This is a genomic window from Streptomyces sp. NPDC048560 (assembly GCF_040650955.1).
Lineage (GTDB): Bacteria > Actinomycetota > Actinomycetes > Streptomycetales > Streptomycetaceae > Streptomyces.
Map to the genome: position 1 here is coordinate 689202 of NZ_JBEZIJ010000001.1, position 17027 is coordinate 706228.

The 17027-nt window shown below is 70.9% G+C and carries 13 protein-coding genes; 4 read left to right on the top strand and 9 right to left on the bottom strand.

The genetic code is table 11. The annotated features are described in order from the left end of the window. Positions 1-121 precede the first annotated feature (121 nt). The gene (locus AB0C82_RS03010) at positions 122-832 is read left to right on the top strand and encodes a PspA/IM30 family protein (RefSeq protein WP_362835668.1); all 711 of its coding nucleotides are present in this window, start codon (positions 122-124) and stop codon (positions 830-832) included. A gap of 46 nt (positions 833-878) precedes the next feature. On the opposite strand, the gene AB0C82_RS03015 is transcribed toward AB0C82_RS03010, so the two are convergent. From AB0C82_RS03015 to AB0C82_RS03040, 6 genes are all read right to left on the bottom strand, one after another. After that, the gene (locus AB0C82_RS03015) at positions 879-3443 is read right to left on the bottom strand and encodes a SpoIIE family protein phosphatase (protein WP_362837003.1); all 2565 of its coding nucleotides are present in this window, start codon (positions 3441-3443) and stop codon (positions 879-881) included. A gap of 193 nt (positions 3444-3636) precedes the next feature. Then, positions 3637-4089: an ATP-binding protein gene (locus AB0C82_RS03020; RefSeq protein WP_362835670.1), complete on the bottom strand. Its 453-nt coding sequence runs from the start codon at positions 4087-4089 to the stop codon at positions 3637-3639. Between the two features lie 146 nt (positions 4090-4235). Then, a complete protein-coding gene (locus tag AB0C82_RS03025; protein ID WP_362835672.1) occupies positions 4236-4640 on the bottom strand; it encodes a (deoxy)nucleoside triphosphate pyrophosphohydrolase in 405 nt (134 codons plus the stop codon). A gap of 77 nt (positions 4641-4717) precedes the next feature. Next, positions 4718-4918 (bottom strand): SPOR domain-containing protein, encoded by a 201-nt coding sequence (locus AB0C82_RS03030; protein ID WP_362835673.1) that lies wholly within the window; start codon positions 4916-4918, stop codon positions 4718-4720. 220 nt (positions 4919-5138) lie between these two features. After that, positions 5139-6857 carry a hypothetical protein gene (locus tag AB0C82_RS03035; protein ID WP_362835675.1) on the bottom strand — a complete coding sequence of 573 codons (1719 nt, stop codon included), beginning with the start codon at positions 6855-6857 and terminating at the stop codon, positions 5139-5141. Positions 6858-7079: 222 nt separating this feature from the next. Continuing rightward, positions 7080-7832 (bottom strand): GntR family transcriptional regulator, encoded by a 753-nt coding sequence (locus AB0C82_RS03040; RefSeq protein ID WP_362835677.1) that lies wholly within the window; start codon positions 7830-7832, stop codon positions 7080-7082. 273 nt (positions 7833-8105) lie between these two features. Here AB0C82_RS03040 and AB0C82_RS03045 point away from each other — a divergent pair, with 273 nt between their 5' ends. Beyond that, a complete protein-coding gene (locus AB0C82_RS03045) occupies positions 8106-9455 on the top strand; it encodes a glycoside hydrolase family 18 protein (protein ID WP_362835679.1) in 1350 nt (449 codons plus the stop codon). Positions 9456-9553: 98 nt separating this feature from the next. Here the strand turns inward: AB0C82_RS03045 and AB0C82_RS03050 are convergent, their stop codons facing one another. Beyond that, a complete protein-coding gene (locus tag AB0C82_RS03050) occupies positions 9554-11128 on the bottom strand; it encodes a S8 family peptidase (RefSeq protein WP_362835681.1) in 1575 nt (524 codons plus the stop codon). Between the two features lie 218 nt (positions 11129-11346). Here AB0C82_RS03050 and AB0C82_RS03055 point away from each other — a divergent pair, with 218 nt between their 5' ends. Next, positions 11347-12453, top strand: a complete 1107-nt coding sequence (locus tag AB0C82_RS03055) for a threonine synthase (protein ID WP_362835683.1) — start codon at positions 11347-11349, stop codon at positions 12451-12453. A gap of 217 nt (positions 12454-12670) precedes the next feature. Then, complete coding sequence (locus AB0C82_RS03060; RefSeq protein WP_362835685.1) at positions 12671-15307, top strand: discoidin domain-containing protein; 2637 nt, start codon at positions 12671-12673, stop codon at positions 15305-15307. Between the two features lie 28 nt (positions 15308-15335). Here AB0C82_RS03060 and AB0C82_RS03065 read toward each other — a convergent pair whose 3' ends face one another. Together AB0C82_RS03065 and AB0C82_RS03070 are read right to left on the bottom strand one after the other, a co-directional pair. Next, positions 15336-16109, bottom strand: coding sequence for an enoyl-CoA hydratase/isomerase family protein (locus tag AB0C82_RS03065; protein ID WP_362835687.1), 774 nt, complete (start codon positions 16107-16109; stop codon positions 15336-15338). Then, positions 16106-16825, bottom strand: coding sequence for an SDR family oxidoreductase (locus AB0C82_RS03070; protein ID WP_362835689.1), 720 nt, complete (start codon positions 16823-16825; stop codon positions 16106-16108). The genes AB0C82_RS03065 and AB0C82_RS03070 overlap by 4 nt, the downstream gene beginning before the upstream one ends. Between the last annotated feature and the right edge of the window lie 202 nt (positions 16826-17027).

The window sequence follows — 17027 nt, forward strand, 5'->3', positions numbered from 1 at the left end:
TGCACCATGCCGAGCCGGCAACCGTCCTGACGTTCTGTTGTGCCCCTGTGCCGTCCCGTTGTCAGCCGTCCCGTTGTCAGCCGTCCCGTCGTCAGTCGTTCTTCACCCAAGGAGAGGTGCCATGACCAAGCAGACCATCCTCGGCCGCGTCACTCAGCTTGCGAAGGCCAACATCAACGCCCTGCTGGACCAGGCGGAGGACCCGCAGAAGATGCTGGACCAGCTGATCCGCGACTACACGAGCAATATCGCGGAGGCCGAGCAGGCCGTCGCCTCCACCATCGGCAACCTCAGGCTCATGGAACAGGACCACCGGGAGGATGTGGACGCGGCCAGGGAATGGGGGCAGAAGGCCCTTGCCGCCAGCAGAAAGGCCGACGAGCTGCGCGGCGCGGGCTCGGCGGCCGAGGCGGACAAGTTCGACAACCTCGCGAAGGTCGCGCTGGGCCGCCAGCTCCAGGCGGAGCAGGAAGCGAAGACCGCAGAGCCGACGATCGCCTCCCAGACCGTCGTGGTCGACAAGCTCAAGTCCGGCCTGGACCAGATGAAGACGAAGCTGACGCAGTTGAAGTCCAAGCGCGACGAGCTCGTGGCCCGCGCCAAGTCCGCGCAGGCACAGAACCAGATGATGGACGCCGTGAAGAGCATCGACGTCCTCGACCCGACCAGTGAGCTCAGCCGCTTCGAGGACAAGGTGCGCAGGGAAGAGGCGAGAGCCATGGGCAAGCAGGAGCTGGCGGCGTCGTCACTGGACGCCCAGTTCGAACAGCTGGACAGCCTGGGCGACAGCGCCGAGATCGAAGCCCGGCTCGCCGCGCTGAAGACATCCTGACGCTGAGGGGGACCAAGGCACATGCCCAGTGCTCAGCGCAGAGTGCTCAGTACATGCTCAGAAGCTGCTCGACGGAGAGTTCCGCGGCGGGGGCTCCGTCGGGAAGGGCCAGTTCGAACCAGACCGTCTTGCCGCGCGGTGTCCGCCGCGAACCCCAGGCCGCGCTCAGCAGCCCGACCAGTTGCAGACCGCGCCCACCCTCGTCCGTGTCGCGCGCCCGCCGTCGCCGCGGCTGGACGAGGCCCGCGTCCCATACCTCGCACACGAGCGTACGGTCACGCAGCAGCCTGAGCCGGATCTCGCCCTCGCCGTACCGGAGCCCGTTCGTCACGAGTTCGCTGACGAGCAGTTCGGTGGTGTCGACCAGGTCGTCCAGACCCCAGTCGAGCAACTGTGTGCGGGCCAGTTCGCGGGCACGGCCGACGGAGCGCAGTTCGCGCGGCAGGGTCCAGTCGCCGATCGCGTCCGTCGGCAAACCCTGGATGCGGGCCATCAGGAGCGCTATGTCGTCCTCGCCGTGGCGGGTGTCCAGGGTCGTCAGAACCTGGTCGCAGACGTCCTCCAGCGGCCGGACCGGTGAAGTCAGGGCCTCACGGAGCGCCTCCAGGCCCTCGTCGAGCGGATGGTCGCGTGATTCGACGAGGCCGTCCGTGTAGAGGGCGAGGAGGGAGCCCTCTCTGAGCTCCACCTCGACTTCCTCGAAGGGTTCGCCGCCGACGCCGAGCGGCATCCCCGGCGGGACGTCGAGCAGCAGAGCAGGCTGCCCCGGTTCGACGACGACAGGAGGGAGGTGACCGGCGTTGGCGAACGTGCACCGGCGGGTGACCGGGTCGTAGACGGCGTACACACAGGTCGCCAGATAGACCTCGGAGAGGTCCGCCTCACGGGACTTGTGAGCGGCCCGCGAGGGCCACTGGGCGCCGCCGCCCCCGCCGCCGAAGCCGTCGCTCCGGTCGCCGCCGGGAGTGCCCAGGCCGCGGGCGACCTCGTCGAGGGCGGACAGCACCTCTGCGGGTTCCAGGTCCAGGAGAGCGAGCGTCCGTACGGCGGTGCGCAGCTCGCCCATCGCGACGGCGGCCCGCAGGCCGCGGCCCATGACGTCACCGACGACGAGGGCCGTGCGGTGGCCGGGGAGCTCGATCACGTCGAACCAGTCGCCGCCGACCTCGGTGGCGGTGTTGCCCGGCAGATAGCGACAGGCGATGTCGAGGCCCGCGGCCTCGGGATCGCCAGGGGGAAGGAGGCTGCGCTGGAGTATCAGGGCGCGTTCGTGCTCGCGGCGGTACAGGCGGGCGTTGTCGATACAGACCGCGGCCCGGGCGGCCAGTTCGGTGGCCAGTGCCCGGTCCCGCTCTCCGAAGGACTCGCTGCCCTTCGTCCGGGAGAACTGGACGAGTCCGACGACCGTGTCATGGGCGACCATCGGCACGGCGAGCGTGGAATGCACGAAGGTGCTGTCGTCGCCGGGCACGTCCTCGACGCGTCCGGTGCGCAGGGCGACGGCGCACGGAGAGTGGAACGGGAAGCGGTGGACCGCTCCGAGGGCCGGTGGTCCGGTGGGCCCGTCGGAGGTGGCGCCTCCGGGTTCGGGTGCGGGCAGCGCGTCGGAGACGGCGCTGGCCATGGCGACCCTGCGCAGTTCGGCCGAGCCGCCGGGCTCTTGGTTCCGTGAGCCCCAGCTGCCGGGCGGTGCCTCCTCACCGGTGAGGAGTCCTTGGTACAGATCGACGGAAGCGAGGTCGCAGAAGCCGGGCACGGCCACGTCGAGGAGTTCGCGAGCGGTGGTCTCCAGGTCCAGGGAGTTGCCGATGCGCGCGCCCGCCTCGTTGAGGAGGGCGAGGTTGCGGCGGGCGCTGGCCGCCTCGCGGGCGGCCATGTGCCGGCGGGTGACGTCGGTGGCCAGTCCCGCGACGCCGACGGGCCTCCCGGCCCCGCTGTGCACCCGGTAGAGATTCATCGACCAGTGGCGGCTGTCACCCGCACCGGGTGCGCTGCCGACCAGCTGGAGGTCGGTCACGGACTCCCCGGTCTCCAGCACGCGCTTCAGGGTGCTTGACAACCGGTTGGCCTCGGGGCCGGAGAGGTAGTCGTCGACCGTGCGTCCGCGATGGTCGTCGGCCTGCCCGCCGAAGACGGTGGCGAAGCGCTGGTTGGCCCGTACGACGGTGAAGTCCATTCCGAACAGCACGAAGCCGAAAGGAGATTGGCCGAATATGGCCTGTGAGGCCGCCAGGTCCGTTTCGACCAGGCGCAGGGCGCGGACGTCGACCACGATGCAGAGCGCGGCCCGTTCGCCGCTCGCCGTCTCGCTCGGCATGACGAAGATTTCGGCCACGCCCCGGGCACCGCCGTCGCCCGGCATCCGGAACGGGACGAAGCCCGTCCACTCCTTGCCGTCAAGGATCTCCGAGACCCTGCGGCGGCCTTCGTCCCGGAGCTCAGCGGGCATGAACGCCTCGACCGGATCTCTGCCCACCACCTCGTGAGAGGCCATGCCGAACAGACCGGCGGCACGCCGGCTCCACTGCTCGATCAGCCCGTCGGGCCCGATCGAGAATGAGGCGATCCTGACGTAGTCATAGATCGAGCCAGGTGGGCTGCTCTGCCACACGATGTCGCCCGCTGTCCCAGGTATCTCGCTCACGCGACCGTCCCCTCCAGCTCACACACCGGACCGGTCCTGCCCGCAGTATTCAGCACTACGGGCCCTACCGACACGGCGTTCACGATCACAGCAAGGTCTCAGTCCCTTTCAGCCAGGTTCTTCCCGACCTCTGGTGATCGCTGTGCGTCCCACCCCACTCCTAACCAGGGAGAGCCAGCTCGAACCACACCGTCTTGCCACTCTTTCCCCGCCGGGTCCCCCAGCGGCGAGCAGAACTGGCCACCAACTGCAGTCCGCGCCCGCCTTCGTCGTTCGGTCCCGCGCTGCGTTCGGTGGGCACATCCGGAAGCGGATCGGAGACTTCCACCAGCAGTCCGGGCGGTGCGGGAGGTCCGGACGGAGACGGACCGTGGGCCTCGACGGCCCCTTCGGAGGGAGGTCTCACCAGCCGGACACCGATGGGCCCGGAGGCGTAGCGCAGGGAATTGGTCACCAACTCGCTGACGAGCAGTTCGGTCACATCGGCGAGCGCACCGTCGAGTCCCCATGCACTCAAGGCGTCACGAACCGCATGCCGGGCGCTGCGCACGGAGCCCGGATCCGCCGGAAAGGTCCAGGCGGCACAGTCGTCGGTGTCGATCACGCCGATCACTTCCCAAGACCAGCAGAGGACATTCCCGAATAAATGGGAACAACCAGCACATACCCGTCATTCGTCGTGAACTACCGCCCTCGGCGGCGCATAGGGCGTACGGGTGTACGCCGGCACGTCATCGGGGCGACGTATGCGCGTGCGACTCAGCGGCGGGCAGCGGCCCGCAGGCGGTGCGCCGCCTCGGCGACGGCGGGCCGGTCCTGGTCCAGCCAGTCGACTTCGTCCACCTCGTCGGGCGCGAGCCAGCGCAGTGCGTCGTGGTCCTGGAGGGCACGCGGCTCGCCGGACACCAGGGCCACCGTCCACACCTGGAGCACATATCCGGGCTTGAGCGGCCACTCGCCGGGAAGGCGCTCAAGTGCCCGCGACTCGACACCCAGTTCCTCGCGGAGTTCCCGGACGAGCGCCTGCTCGCCGCTCTCCCCCGGCTCCACCTTGCCGCCGGGCAGCTCCCAGCGACCGGCCAGCTCGGGCGGGGCGCTGCGGCGCGCGGCCAGCAGCCGTCCCTGGTCGAAGACGGCGCCGGCCACCACCACGGAAGCGTTCATACGCGGGAGCGTAGCCGTCCCGGAGGGGCCCGGGAGATGCCGGGCCCCTCCGGGGACGGGCCGGGAAATACCCCCCGTTACGGTCGGGCGCTCTGTCCCACGCGCTCGACCCAGTACAGCTGCTTGTGTCCGCGGCTGTCGAGGCCGTCCGCGATCTTCTGGGCCTCGTCCTGCGTGGCATACCTGCCGACGCGGTAGCGATTCCCGTTGTCGTCCTGCCGTATCACCAGCCAAGGGAGCACGGCGCCGCTGTCGCTCATCGTGTCCCTCCCGAGCATGTTGCCCCTCTCCCCACCGGAGTGCACGTCTCTAAGGATCCCCAGGAAACCGCAGTACGCATATGCCCGAGCGTACGCCTGACCTTTACTCAGCGGATGCGTGTTTGCACAAAGAGATACGCATCCAGCCATACGTGCAGGGGCGCACCTTTCGGATGCGCCCCCCCGGGACCCCCGACGCGCCCGTTTCGGCGGACCGCGGACCGTGGCGGCCTCCTCCTCACCCCTGCGTACGCGTCACCGGCAGAGGCAGCGGCACCGGTCCCGCGGACGGTTTCTTCCGGCAGGCGTCCCCGCACTCCGCGTCCAGCGAGCAGCACAGCGAGCAGACCGGTCCCGCGTGGACCGGGCAGTCGGCGATGTCCGGCAGCTCGTACGCGGTCTCGCACACCGCGCACACGTGGGTGGCGGTGATGTCGGGGACCTCGACGTCCGGCCCGTTCACGGGGTTGGGGCGCGCCAGGTAGTACTTCCCCCTGGTGATCCACGCGATCAAGGGGCAGAGCGTGAGCGACAGTCCCGCCGCGATGAAGGTGGAGAACGCTTCCGCGTACTCCCCGAAGAGCCCGAAGAAGGCCAGGATCGAGACGGTCGAGGCGATCACCATCGCCCCGAATCCCGCCGGGTTCACCGCGTACAGGTAGGCGCGCTTGAACTCGATGTACGGCGGGCTGAGCCCGATCCGCTTGTTGATGACCAGGTCGGCCGCGACGGCCACGATCCAGGCGATGCCCACGTTGGAGTAGAACCCCAGCAGCTTGTTCAGCGCCGCGAACATGTTCATCTCCATCAGCGTGAGCGCGATGGCGAGGTTGAGGAAGATGTACCAGACACGACCCGGGTGCCTGTGGGTGATCCGGGAGAAGAAGTTCGACCAGGACAGCGAGCCGCTGTAGGCGTTGGTCACGTTGATCTTGACCTGGGAGACGATCACGAAGAGCGCGGCGGCGGGCAGGGCGAAGGAGCCGAGCCACGGCTTCAGTGCCTCGATCTGCGGGGCGATCGGCTCCAGCGCGTGCGTCTTGCCGACCGCCTCCAGCGCGACGAAGGCGAGCAGCGCCCCGCCGAGCTGCTTCGCGGCTCCGATGATCACCCAGCCGGGACCGGCCGCGAGAACGGCGAGATTCCACCGCCGCTTGTTGGCCTCCGTCCTGGCCGGCATGAAGCGCAGATAGTCGGCCTGCTCACCGATCTGGGCGATGAGCGAGAGCGCGACCCCCGTGCCGAGCCCGAAGGCGATCCAGGAGAAGCCGGGACCGGCACCCTCGGTGCCGCCGAAGGAGGCGAAGTCGCCCCAGGCTTCGGGGGCCTCGAAGGCGAGGATCACGAACGGCAGGACCATGCCGATGATCCAGACCGGCTGGGTCCACGCCTGCACCCTGGCCAGAGCGCCCATGCCGCGGAACACGATCGGGATGACGATCAGCGTGGTGACCAGATAGCCGATCTCCACGGGAAGCCCGACCGCCTGGTGCATGGCCTGCGCCATGATCGAGCCTTCGAGCGCGAAGAAGATGAAGGTGAAGGACGCGTAGATCAGCGAGGTGAGCGTCGAGCCGAAGTAACCGAAGCCGGCGCCCCGCGTGACCAGATCCATGTCGAGCCCGTACTTCGCGCAGGCGCGGGCGATGGGGATACCGGTCACGAAGATGATCACGGCGGCGGCGAGGATCGAGGCGAACCCGCTGGTGAAGCCGTAGGTGAAGACGATCGAGGCCCCGATGGCGAAGTCCGCGAGATAGGCGATGCCGCCGAGCGCGGTGCCCGCGACCATCGAGGGCGACCAGCGGCGGAAGGAGTGCGGCGCGTAGCGCAGCGAGTAGTCCTCACGGCTCTCGTCCGCCGCGAGCCTCGCGTAGCTGCGCCGGGGCGCTCCGGGCGATCCCGGCGCGCCAGGATCCGCCGCATCGGCCGTGGTGGGGGTGGCTGTGTCCGTCATCGGCGGCTTCCCGTTCGTCGGTCCGGAGTGCGGGTGACGAACGGGAAGTTAGGAGCCGGACATGACAACTTGTCGCTGGCGGTGGTTGCCCGTGCGTAACGGGACCCGAGGGGGCGTTAACTCGGCGTCACGAGCGGCGGACAAGCCGTTCGGATACCGGTCACCCGACAGGAACCCGTCCCTGCGGGGTCCGCGATCAGCCGGACCGACGGGCGGCCGGGCTCATCTGACCGGCAGGTGATAGGCGATCCGGTAGCGGTCGGCGGGCACGACGACGTCCGCCGTCTCGACGGCGCGGCCCGAGGCGTAGTAGGTGCGCTCGACCACCATCACCACATGGCCCGGTACGCCGCCGAGCGCCAGGAGCTCCTCCGCCAGCCCCGGCCTCGCGCCGACGTCCTCGGCCACGTTGTCCACGACGACATCGATGGCCGCCATCCGGTCGACCACCCCGCAGCCGCCCAGCGGCCCCTCCTCGGGCAGCATCACCGGCGTCCGTCCCGTGATCGCCAGCGGCTCCCACGACGTGGAGAGCATCATCGGCTCGCCGGCCTCCCGGAAGACGTATCTCGTACGCATCACCCGGTCGCCCGGTTCGACGCCGAGCCGCTCGGCGATCTCCGGGCTCGCCTCCTCCTGCTCGCTGCGCGACTCCCAGGTGCCTCGCGCGCCCTCCGCCGTCTGCTCCTGGCGGAAGGGGTTGGCGCCGGCGCCCGTCCGGTAGCCGGAGCGCGCGATCCGGCGCGGGACGGGCCGCTCGCGCACATAGGTGCCGGAGCCGGAGCGTCCCTCCACCAGCCCTTCGGCCATCAGTACTTTGCGCGCCTCCAGGGCGACGGTGTCCGAGACTCCGTATTCCTCGCGGATCCGGGCCTGCGACGGCAGGCGGGTATGAGGCGGCAGAGCGCCGTTGGCGATCTTCTCTCTGAGATCGCTCGCAACGCGCAGATAGGCGGGCTGCTCACCGAAAGTCACAGGCCACTCCCAACAGGTTGACAGACTGCGACAGCGTCGCAACCGTCGGTTGTGAACCGCAAGCGCTGGCCAAAGTTTCACCCGAAGTGATGATTCACAACCGCTCGACGCATATCTCGAACATCGGCACCACGTGAGTCCCGGCCAATCCCTGCCCCGGCGGGCAGCCCGCAACTCCCGCACCCTTGACCCCATTTGGTCCAGACCAATACCTTCCTGTGCAGCACGGCTCTCGCCCCGCCCCGACCCGCCCCACGCACAGGAACGAGCCTCATGCGTCGAAGAAGCCTGTCCAGACTGACCGTTGCCGCCTGCACCCTCACCCTGCTCGCCGGAATCGCCCCCGCCGCCACGGCAGGCTCCGAGCGGGGCCGGGACACCGCGCACCACAAGCCCGCCTACCGGAGTGTCGGCTACTTCACCCAATGGGGCGTCTACGGCCGCGACTTCCAGGTCAAGGACCTGGACACGAGCGGCGCCGCCGCCAGGCTCACCCACATCAACTACGCCTTCGGCAACGTGAACGCCGACGGCAAGTGCTTCACCGGCAACATCCCCGGCGAGGCCGACGCCTGGGCGGACTACGCCCGTCCGCTGGACGCCGCGGGCTCCGTGGACGGCGTCGCGGACACGGACGCCCAGCCCCTCGCGGGCAACTTCAACCAGCTGCGCGAGCTGAAGGCCAAGCACCCCCGGCTGAAGGTGATGATCTCCCTCGGCGGCTGGAGCTGGTCCACGCACTTCTCCGACGCGGCCCGGACCGCCGCTTCCCGCAGGGCCCTGGTCTCCTCCTGCCTCGACCTGTACATCAAGGGGAACCTCCCGGCCGACGGCGCACGTGGTGGCGAGGGGGCCGCGGCGGGCCTCTTCGACGGGGTGGACCTGGACTGGGAGTGGCCCGGCTCGGCCGGCGACACGGACACGGTCTACCGTCCCGAGGACAAGCGGAACTTCACCGCGCTGGTCCATGAGTTCCGCACCCAGCTCGACGCGTACGCCCGCAGCTCCGCGCGGCACACCAAGCCGAGGCACTACGAGCTGTCGGCCTTCGTGCCCACCGCCCCCGCCAAGATCGACGCGGGCTTCGACGTCCGCCGGATCATGCGGGACTTCGATTTCGTGAACCTTCAGGGATACGACTTCCACGTCTCCGGCGAGAAGGACACCGCCCAGCAGTCCGCGCTGTACGCGAAGGGCGATTTCAGCGTCGACCAGACCGTCCGCGACTGGATCAGGCGTGGCGCGCCCGCCCGCAAGCTCGTGGTGGGCATGCCGTTCTACGGGCAGGGCTGGACCGGTGTGACGGGCGGCGGTGACGGGCTCGGACAGCCCGCCGCGGCCCCCGCTCCGGCCACCTGGGCCGCCGGGTACGAGGACTACAAGGCGCTGAAGAAGCTGGCCGAATCGGGAACGTACACGGTCCACAGGGACGCGCGGAACGGCCACGCCTGGCTGTTCGACGGCACCACCCTGTGGACGTACGACGACCCTCAGGTCCTGCGCGCCAAGACCTCGTACGTCCGTGACCACGGTCTCGGCGGTGCGATGTTCTGGTCCCTGGACGGGGACACGGACGACGGCGAGCTGATGAGGGCGGTCGACAGCGGTCTCAACGGACGCTGAGCCGAGAACGGTGTGGGGCGGCTGCCGGTGGCAACCGCCCCACACTCGTCCGGCGGGATTCCGGAACCGATCAGCGGGACCCGGAACCGCTCAGCTCATCAGAACTGCAGGGCCCAGGAGTTGAGGCGGCCCGTGTCGGCTGCCGCGTTGTCGCTGACGCGGAGCTTCCAGGTGCCGTTGGCGACCTCCGACGACGCGTTCACCGAGTAGGTGGTGTTCACGTTGTCGGCGCTGCCGCCGGTCCCGTACGCCTTCAGGGTGTAGACCGAACCGTCGGGCGCGACCAGGTCGATCTTCAGGTCACCGATGTACGTGTGCGTGATGTTGACCGGCACGCTCAGCGCGGCCGGAGCGTTACCGGCGACACCGGTGACGGTGACCGGGGCCTCGACCGTGGCGTTGTCCGCGATCGCGTAGCCGGTCGTGTTCTCGAACTTCGGCCCGGGCGGCGTGACCGTGCCGCTGCCGACGTTCAGCAGCCGGTTCGGCGAGCCGGTGCCCGGGTTCGTCACCACACCGGTCGAGGAGGCCGCGACCAGGCCGGCCGAGACCTGCGCGGGGGTCTGGCCCGGGTTGGCCGCGAGGTAGAGGGCGGCGGCGCCGGCCACGTGCGGGCTCGCCATCGACGTACCGGAGATGGTGTTGGTGGCGGTGTCGCCCGTGTTCCACGTCGACTTGATCGAGGAACCCGGGGCGAACAGGTCCACCACCGTGCCGTAGTTGGAGAAGCTGGAGCGGGCGTCGGTGCTCGTGGTGGAGCCGACGGTGATGGCCTCGGTGACGCGCGCCGGGGACTTGGTGGAGGCGTTGGTCGACTCGTTGCCCGCCGCCACGGCGTAGGTGATGCCGGAGGCGATGGAGTTGCGGACGGCGGCGTCGAGCACGCTGTCCGCCCCGCCGCCGAGGCTCATGTTGGCGACGGCCGGCTTGACGGCGTTGGCCGTCACCCAGTCGATGCCCGCGACGACGCCCGCGGTGGTGCCGGATCCGGCGTTGTCGAGGACGCGGACGCCGACGATCTTCGCCTTCTTGGCGACGCCGTACGCGGTTCCGGCGACGGTGCCCGCGACGTGGGTGCCGTGGCCGTTGCCGTCCTGCGCGGTGTTGTCGTTGTCGACGGCGTCGAATCCGTAGGAGGCCCGGCCGCCGAAGTCGCTGTGGCTGATCCGCACACCGGTGTCGATGATGTACGCCGTGACACCCTGGCCCGCCGTGTCGGGGTAGGTGTAGCTCTGGTTCAGCGGGAGGGCCTTCTGATCGATCCGGTCCAGGCCCCACGAGGGCGGCGAGGGCTGGGTTGCCGAGATCGTGAAGGTGCGGTTCTGGACGACCGACTCGACGGCCGGGTCCGCGGCGAACTTCTTGGCCTGCGCGGCGGAGAGCTCGACGGCGTAGCCGTTGAGGGCGGCGCGGTAGGTCTTCTTGATCTCGGCGCCGTACTCCTTGGCGAGGGCCTTGCCGGCCGCGGAACTCGCGTCGGCCGCCGATTCGTCGAGGGTGACGATGTAGCTGCCGCTGATGGCGCCGGGGGCGCCCGCGTTCTCGATCCGGCCTTCCGGCGCGGCCTCCGACGCGGTGGCGGGGAAGGCCGCCGCGGTGGTGAGTGCCATGGCGGCACCGGCTATGACGCTCGCCGCGGCCAGTCTTCGACGGGTGTAGGGGGTGTGACGCATGTGAGGGGTCCTCCTCATCGGCGGTGCCCTGGTGGGGATATGCAGCATGGACATGTCAATCCAGCCATCGCAGCACCGCGACGTGCGCGCTGCTCCGGGGGTCGGCATGACCTGCTGCCGACGAAAGATTGACCCATCCATAGGAATCGCACAAGGGTGCCTTGGGAATCGCCGTGCACCCGACATTCACCCGTCATACCCCTGCCATGCTGACTGCCATGACCACCTACCTCTGTCCGCGGGACGGCACCCGGGCCGATACGACCTCGCTGACCTGGTGTTGTCCGGTGTGCCGCGGCCCCTGGGACCTCGACTTCCGCATCACCGAGCCGCTGTCCGTCAACTCCCTGAGCAGGCGCGTCAATTCACTGTGGCGTTACGAAGAGGTATTGCCGCTCGCCGCCCCGACGACCACCCTCGGCGAGGGCCGCACGCCGCTCGTCCCGCTCACCGGTACGGTCTCGGCCAAGCTCGACTTCCTCATGCCGACGCTCTCCTTCAAGGACCGCGGTGCCGTGATGCTCGCCGAGCTCGCGAGCCGGCTGAACCCCGAACGCGTGGTGGCCGACAGCAGCGGCAACGCCGGCACAGCCGTCGCCGCCTACTGCGCCCGGGCCGGGCTGCCCTGCACCGTGTACGTCCCCGAGGGGACGTCCCCGAAGAAGACCGAGCAGATCCGGGCCCACGGCGCCGGCCTGCGGACCGTGCCGGGCGGCCGCGAGGCCACCGCGCTGGCCGCCCGCGCCGCCGCGGACGCTCCGGGCACCTTCTACGCCTCGCACGTCTACAACCCGTACTTCCTGCACGGCACCAAGACCTACGTGTACGAGATGTGGGAGGACCTGGGCGGCAGCCTGCCGGACGCCATCGCCGTCCCCGTCGGCAACGGGACGCTCCTGCTCGGCGCCGCCCTCGCCACCGGGGAACTGCTCGCCCAGGGTCTGATCGACCGGCGCCCCGCCCTGATCGCCGTGCAGGCGCAGGCCGTGTCCCCGCTGGCCGCCGCCTTCCGGGCCGGCGCCGACGACCTGCTCGACGGCGCGGGCGACGCACCCGCCGCCCCCACGCTCGCCGAGGGCATCGCCATTCCCCGCCCGCCGCGCGCCCGCCAGATCCTGGCGGCCGTACGCGCGTCGGGCGGCACGTTCCTCACCGTGCCGGAGGACCGCATCGCCGGCGCGCAACTGGATCTGGCCGCCCGCGGCTTCTACGTGGAGACGACCGGGGTCGCCTGCTGGGCCGCCGTGGGCGACTGGACCGACCGCAGCGTGGTCGTGCCGCTGTGCGGCGCCGGGCTCAAGTCCGGCACGGCCGAGCCACGCTGACCGCAGGTCGGCCGCCGGTCCAGGAGGTGTCGCGCCCGATGAAGAACGCGGCCCTCTCCTCCTTCGACCGCACGGCAGCCCGCGCGACGCGGGTCCCGGGCCCTGCCCAGGTCGGCCCCGGTCCTGCCCGCGGGTCCGCCCCGGTCCTTCCGAGGACGGCGGCCCGCCACGCGCGCCGTACACCCGGCCGCGCCGCCCGGTTCCCTACCTTCGTACGGTGAGACTCTCGCGCATCTCTCTCCTGACGTCCTTGGTCGCGGGCACTCTGATCGCGCCCCTGCCACCCCTCTCCCACGCGGCCGCCCACCCAGGATCACCACCGGCAGCGGCCTGTGCGCCCCCGCACGGCGATGACTCCTCCTGGGCGCAGACCTCCACCCGGTTCGGCGAAGCCGACGGATACGACCCCTATGTCGGCAACGGCTATCTGGGCCACCGCGTGCCCTCGACGGGCGCCGGATACGCGGCGACGGGCGAGAAGACGGGGTGGCCGCTGTTCACCCCGCGCTACGACGGCGCCTTCGTGTCCGGGCTGTACGCCCGCGACGAGAACACCGCCGAGGGCCGCGACGTGATCGCCGCCCTGCCGAGCTGGACGACACTGGACGTACGCGTCGGCAAGGAGACCTACGGCTCCGGCACTCCGGCCGGCCGCGTCTCGCACTACCGCCAGACGGTCCTCCTGCGCTGCGGCGTGGTCGTCACCTCGCTGCGCTGGACCACCGCCGACGGACGCGCCACCGACCTGACCTACGAGGTCCTGGCCGACCGCTCCGACGTCCACACCGGCGCCGTACGGCTGCGGATGACCCCGCACTGGAACGGCGAGGCGACGGTGACCTGCCGCCTGGACAGCCGTGGTGCGCGCCGGGTCACGGTGGAGGATGACGGCACCTTCCGCACCCTGGGCAGCGGTACGGAGGGGGCCGTCGTCCAGGCGATGCGGCGCGGTCAGGGGGCCGTCCAGACGCTGCGGACCCCGTCCGGGACCCCCGGACCACGGGCCACGCCCGTACGCAGCGGGCGCACGTACACCTTCGAGAAGTACGTGGGGATCGACACCGCCCTCACCTCCCGCGATCCGCTCGCCTCGGCCGGCGCCGCCGCCCACCGTGCCGCCCGGCGCGGCTGGCCGGGTGTGTACGCCGCCAACGCCGCCGCCTGGCGTGAGGCCTGGTCCGCCGACATCGCCGTACCGGGCAGCCCCGAACTCCAGGGCCGGCTGCGGGCCGCGCGGTACGGGCTGCTCGCCAACACCCGCCCCGGCTCATCGGACAGCATCGCTCCGGCCGGTCTGACCAGCGACAACTACGCCGGCATGGTGTTCTGGGACGCCGAGACCTGGATGTACCCGGCGCTGCTCACGACCCATCCGGAACTGGCCCGCTCCGTCGTCGAGTACCGCTACCGGACCCGTGGGGCCGCCGCGGAGAATGCCCGGAAGCTCGGCTATCGGGGGCTGTTCTACCCCTGGACGAGTGCGAGCGAGGGGCGGCTGGACTCCGAGTGCCAGAGCTGGGACCCGCCGCACTGCCTGACGCAGAACCACCTCCAGGGCGATATCGCCCTCGCCGTCTGGCAGTACTACCTGGCCACAGGGGACCGCGAGTGGCTGGCCGGGCGCGGCTGGCCGCTCCTGAGGGGCATCGCCGACTTCTGGCAGTCGCGCGCCACCGCGAACGACGACGGCAGCTACTCCGTGAAGAACGTGGCGGGGCCCGACGAGTACAGCAACGGTGTCACCGACGGCGTCTTCACCAACGCCGGCGCCGCCACGGCCCTGCGCCACGCCACCCGCGCGGCCGAGCTGCTCGGCCGCCCGGCGCCCGCCGCCTGGAAGCGGCTCGCGGAGGGCCTGCGCATTCCGTACGACCCGCGGCAAAAGATCTTCCTGCAGTACGCGGGCTACAACGGCTCGACCATCAAGCAGGCCGACACCGCCCTGCTGATCTATCCGCTGGAGTGGCCGATGGAGCCGGGAGCGGCCGCCGCCACCCTCGACCACTACGCCGCGCGCACCGACCCGGACGGCCCCGCCATGACGGACTCCGTGCACGCCGTCGACGCTGCCACGATCGGCGAACCTGGCTGCGCCACGTACACCTATCTGCAGCGCGCCGTCCGGCCGTTCGTCCGCGGTCCGTACGCCCTCTTCTCGGAGGCGCGCGGCGAGAAGTCCGGGGCGCAGGACCCGCTCTCCGGCTTCCCCGCCGAGGACTTCCTCACCGGGAAGGGCGGCTTCCTCCAGGTCTTCACGCACGGGCTGACGGGACTGCGGCTGCGTGAGGACGGGGTGCGGCTCGATCCGATGCTGCCGCCGCAGCTGCGCGAGGGCGTCACGCTGACGGGGCTGCGCCACCGGGGGCGCACGTACGAGGTGGCCATCGGCGCCCGGCGGACCGAGGTCCGGCTGACGTCCGGCGCTCCGTTCACGGTCCACACCCCCGCCGGGCCGCGCCTTCTCTCCTCCACGCTGACCCTGCCCACCCGGCGCCCCGACCTGACGCCGACGTCCAACGCGGCGCGGTGCCGCCCGGCGGAGGCGACCTCGGAGACGCCCGGCCTGTACGCGGCCGCGGCGGTGGACGGCAGCCCGGCGACGGGCTGGTCGCCCGACGGTGCGAAGGGCGCGCTGACCGTGGACCTGGACCGGGTGGCCGCGGTAACCTCCCTCGTCCCGCGATGGAGCGACGTACGGCCCGAGTCGCACCGGCTGGACACCTCGCTCGAAGGCAGCCGCTGGCGGCCGTACCGGCCGGGGACGGCCGCCAGGTACGTACGGGTGACGGTGACCTCCGCCGATGCCGGGAAGCCCGCGGGCGTCGACGAGCTGACGGTGACGACAGCCCGGTAGCGCCGGCGCCGTGAGCCCGTCGCGCGGATCAGTGAGCGGCGGACGCGGCGGCTTCCACCCGTGGCGCCTGGAAGCGGCGGAAGTGTTCCGTACGTTCCCCGGCGGCCAGGAGGGGCTCGAACAGGGCACGTTCCAGATCGAGTCCCTCCTCCAGCGGGGCTGCCATGCCCGCGTCCATGGCCTGCTTCGCGGCGGCGAGCGCGGCGGCCGGGCCTGCGGTGTAGCGGAGCGACCAGGCGCGCGCCGTCCCGGTGAGGTCCTCCTCGGGGACGACGGCGTCGACGAGTCCGATACGGGCCGCCTCGTCGGCGTGCACCATGCGCCCGGAGAAGATGATGTCCTTCGCCCGTGACAGCCCGATCAGGCGCGGCAGCCGCTGGGTGCCTCCGGCGCCGGGGATCAGTCCGAGCGGCGTCTCGGGAAGCGCGAAGCGTGCGGTGGGCGCGCAGACGCGTACGTCGGCGGCCAGGGCGAGTTCGCAGCCGCCGCCCAGCACGAAGCCCTCCATCGCGGCGATCACGGGGACGGGGAGGGCGGCGACCTGGCGGGTCAGCCGGCTGATCCGCTCGGCGTACCCGGCCGCCTCGCCGGGCGCCAGCGTGCCCATCTCCTTCACGTCGCCACCGGCCGAGAAGTGGCCGTGGGCTCCGGTGAACACCACGGCGCGCAGCCCTTCCCGGGCTTCGAGCTCGCGCAGCGCCAGCTCGGCGGCGAGCTGCTGCGAGGTGTCGAAGAGGTTGAGCGGCGGCCGGTCCAGGCACACCCAGGCCACGGCGTCCTCGTAGGTGACGCGCACGGTCACAGCAGTCCTCCGTCCACTTCGAGGACCTGCCCGTTGATGTACGAGGCGGCCGGGCTGACCAGGAACACCGCCGCGCCGACGGCCTCCTGCGGCGTGCCGGCCCGTCCGGCGAGCAGCCGCGGCCAGTACGCCGCCTTCAGCCGTTCGTCCCCGCAGACCGCCTCGCCCATGCCCACGGTGAGGATGCCGGGCGAAAGGCAGTTCACCCGGACCCGGCGGGAGGCGAACTCCACCGCGCAGCAGCGGGTGAACGCCTCGACCGCCGACTTCGAGGCGACGTACGCGCTGGCTCCGGGGACGATCCGGCCGGTCATCGCGGAGGACAGGGTCAGGATCGTGCCGCCGCCTGCGCGTTCGAGATGGGGCAGCGCGGCCTGGACCGTGTGGAACACGCCGTCGACGTTGGTGCTCATCACGTCCCGCCAGTCCGCCGTGCTGAGCTTGCGCACCGTGCCGTTGCGGGTGATTCCGGCGTTGGCGACGACGATGTCCACGCCGCCGAACCGGTCGGCCGTCCCGGCCATCAGCGCGTCGACGGAAGCGGGTTCCCGCACGTCGGTCGCGGTGTATCCGGCGAACTCGCCGTAACGGTCGATGAGTTCACCGGTCTGCCCTGCTCCCCTCGCGCCGCACATGACCTGCGCCCCCGCTTCGAGGAATCCCTCGGCGATGTACCGGCCGAGCCCGGCGGTGCCCCCCGTGACGACCGCGCGCATCCCGGCGAGAACCCCTTCGCCGCGGGGGTGTCCAGCCGTCCCGGGCCGGAGCGCCGGTGCACCGGCGGCCTCCGGAATCGAATCAACACTCGGGACGCCCATCGGTCAACCTTCCGTCGTGCCAGCTGATCAGCGGTCATCGTGTCACCGGGTACGGAGCGGCTCGCCGTCCTACACGCCCACGTCCGAGTGATTCCGGAGC

What these genes read in the sequence shown, in the direction of transcription:
- AB0C82_RS03025 (WP_362835672.1), bottom strand. Translation starts at nt 4,640, where the DNA reads ATGAACGCTTCCGTGGTGGTGGCCGGCGCCGTCTTCGACCAGGGACGG.
- AB0C82_RS03045 (WP_362835679.1), top strand. Translation starts at nt 8,106, where the DNA reads ATGCGTCGAAGAAGCCTGTCCAGACTGACCGTTGCCGCCTGCACCCTC.
- AB0C82_RS03010 (WP_362835668.1), top strand. Translation starts at nt 122, where the DNA reads ATGACCAAGCAGACCATCCTCGGCCGCGTCACTCAGCTTGCGAAGGCC.
- AB0C82_RS03050 (WP_362835681.1), bottom strand. Translation starts at nt 11,128, where the DNA reads ATGCGTCACACCCCCTACACCCGTCGAAGACTGGCCGCGGCGAGCGTC.
- AB0C82_RS03055 (WP_362835683.1), top strand. Translation starts at nt 11,347, where the DNA reads ATGACCACCTACCTCTGTCCGCGGGACGGCACCCGGGCCGATACGACC.
- AB0C82_RS03030 (WP_362835673.1), bottom strand. Translation starts at nt 4,918, where the DNA reads ATGCTCGGGAGGGACACGATGAGCGACAGCGGCGCCGTGCTCCCTTGG.
- AB0C82_RS03070 (WP_362835689.1), bottom strand. Translation starts at nt 16,825, where the DNA reads ATGCGCGCGGTCGTCACGGGGGGCACCGCCGGGCTCGGCCGGTACATC.
- AB0C82_RS03035 (WP_362835675.1), bottom strand. Translation starts at nt 6,857, where the DNA reads ATGACGGACACAGCCACCCCCACCACGGCCGATGCGGCGGATCCTGGC.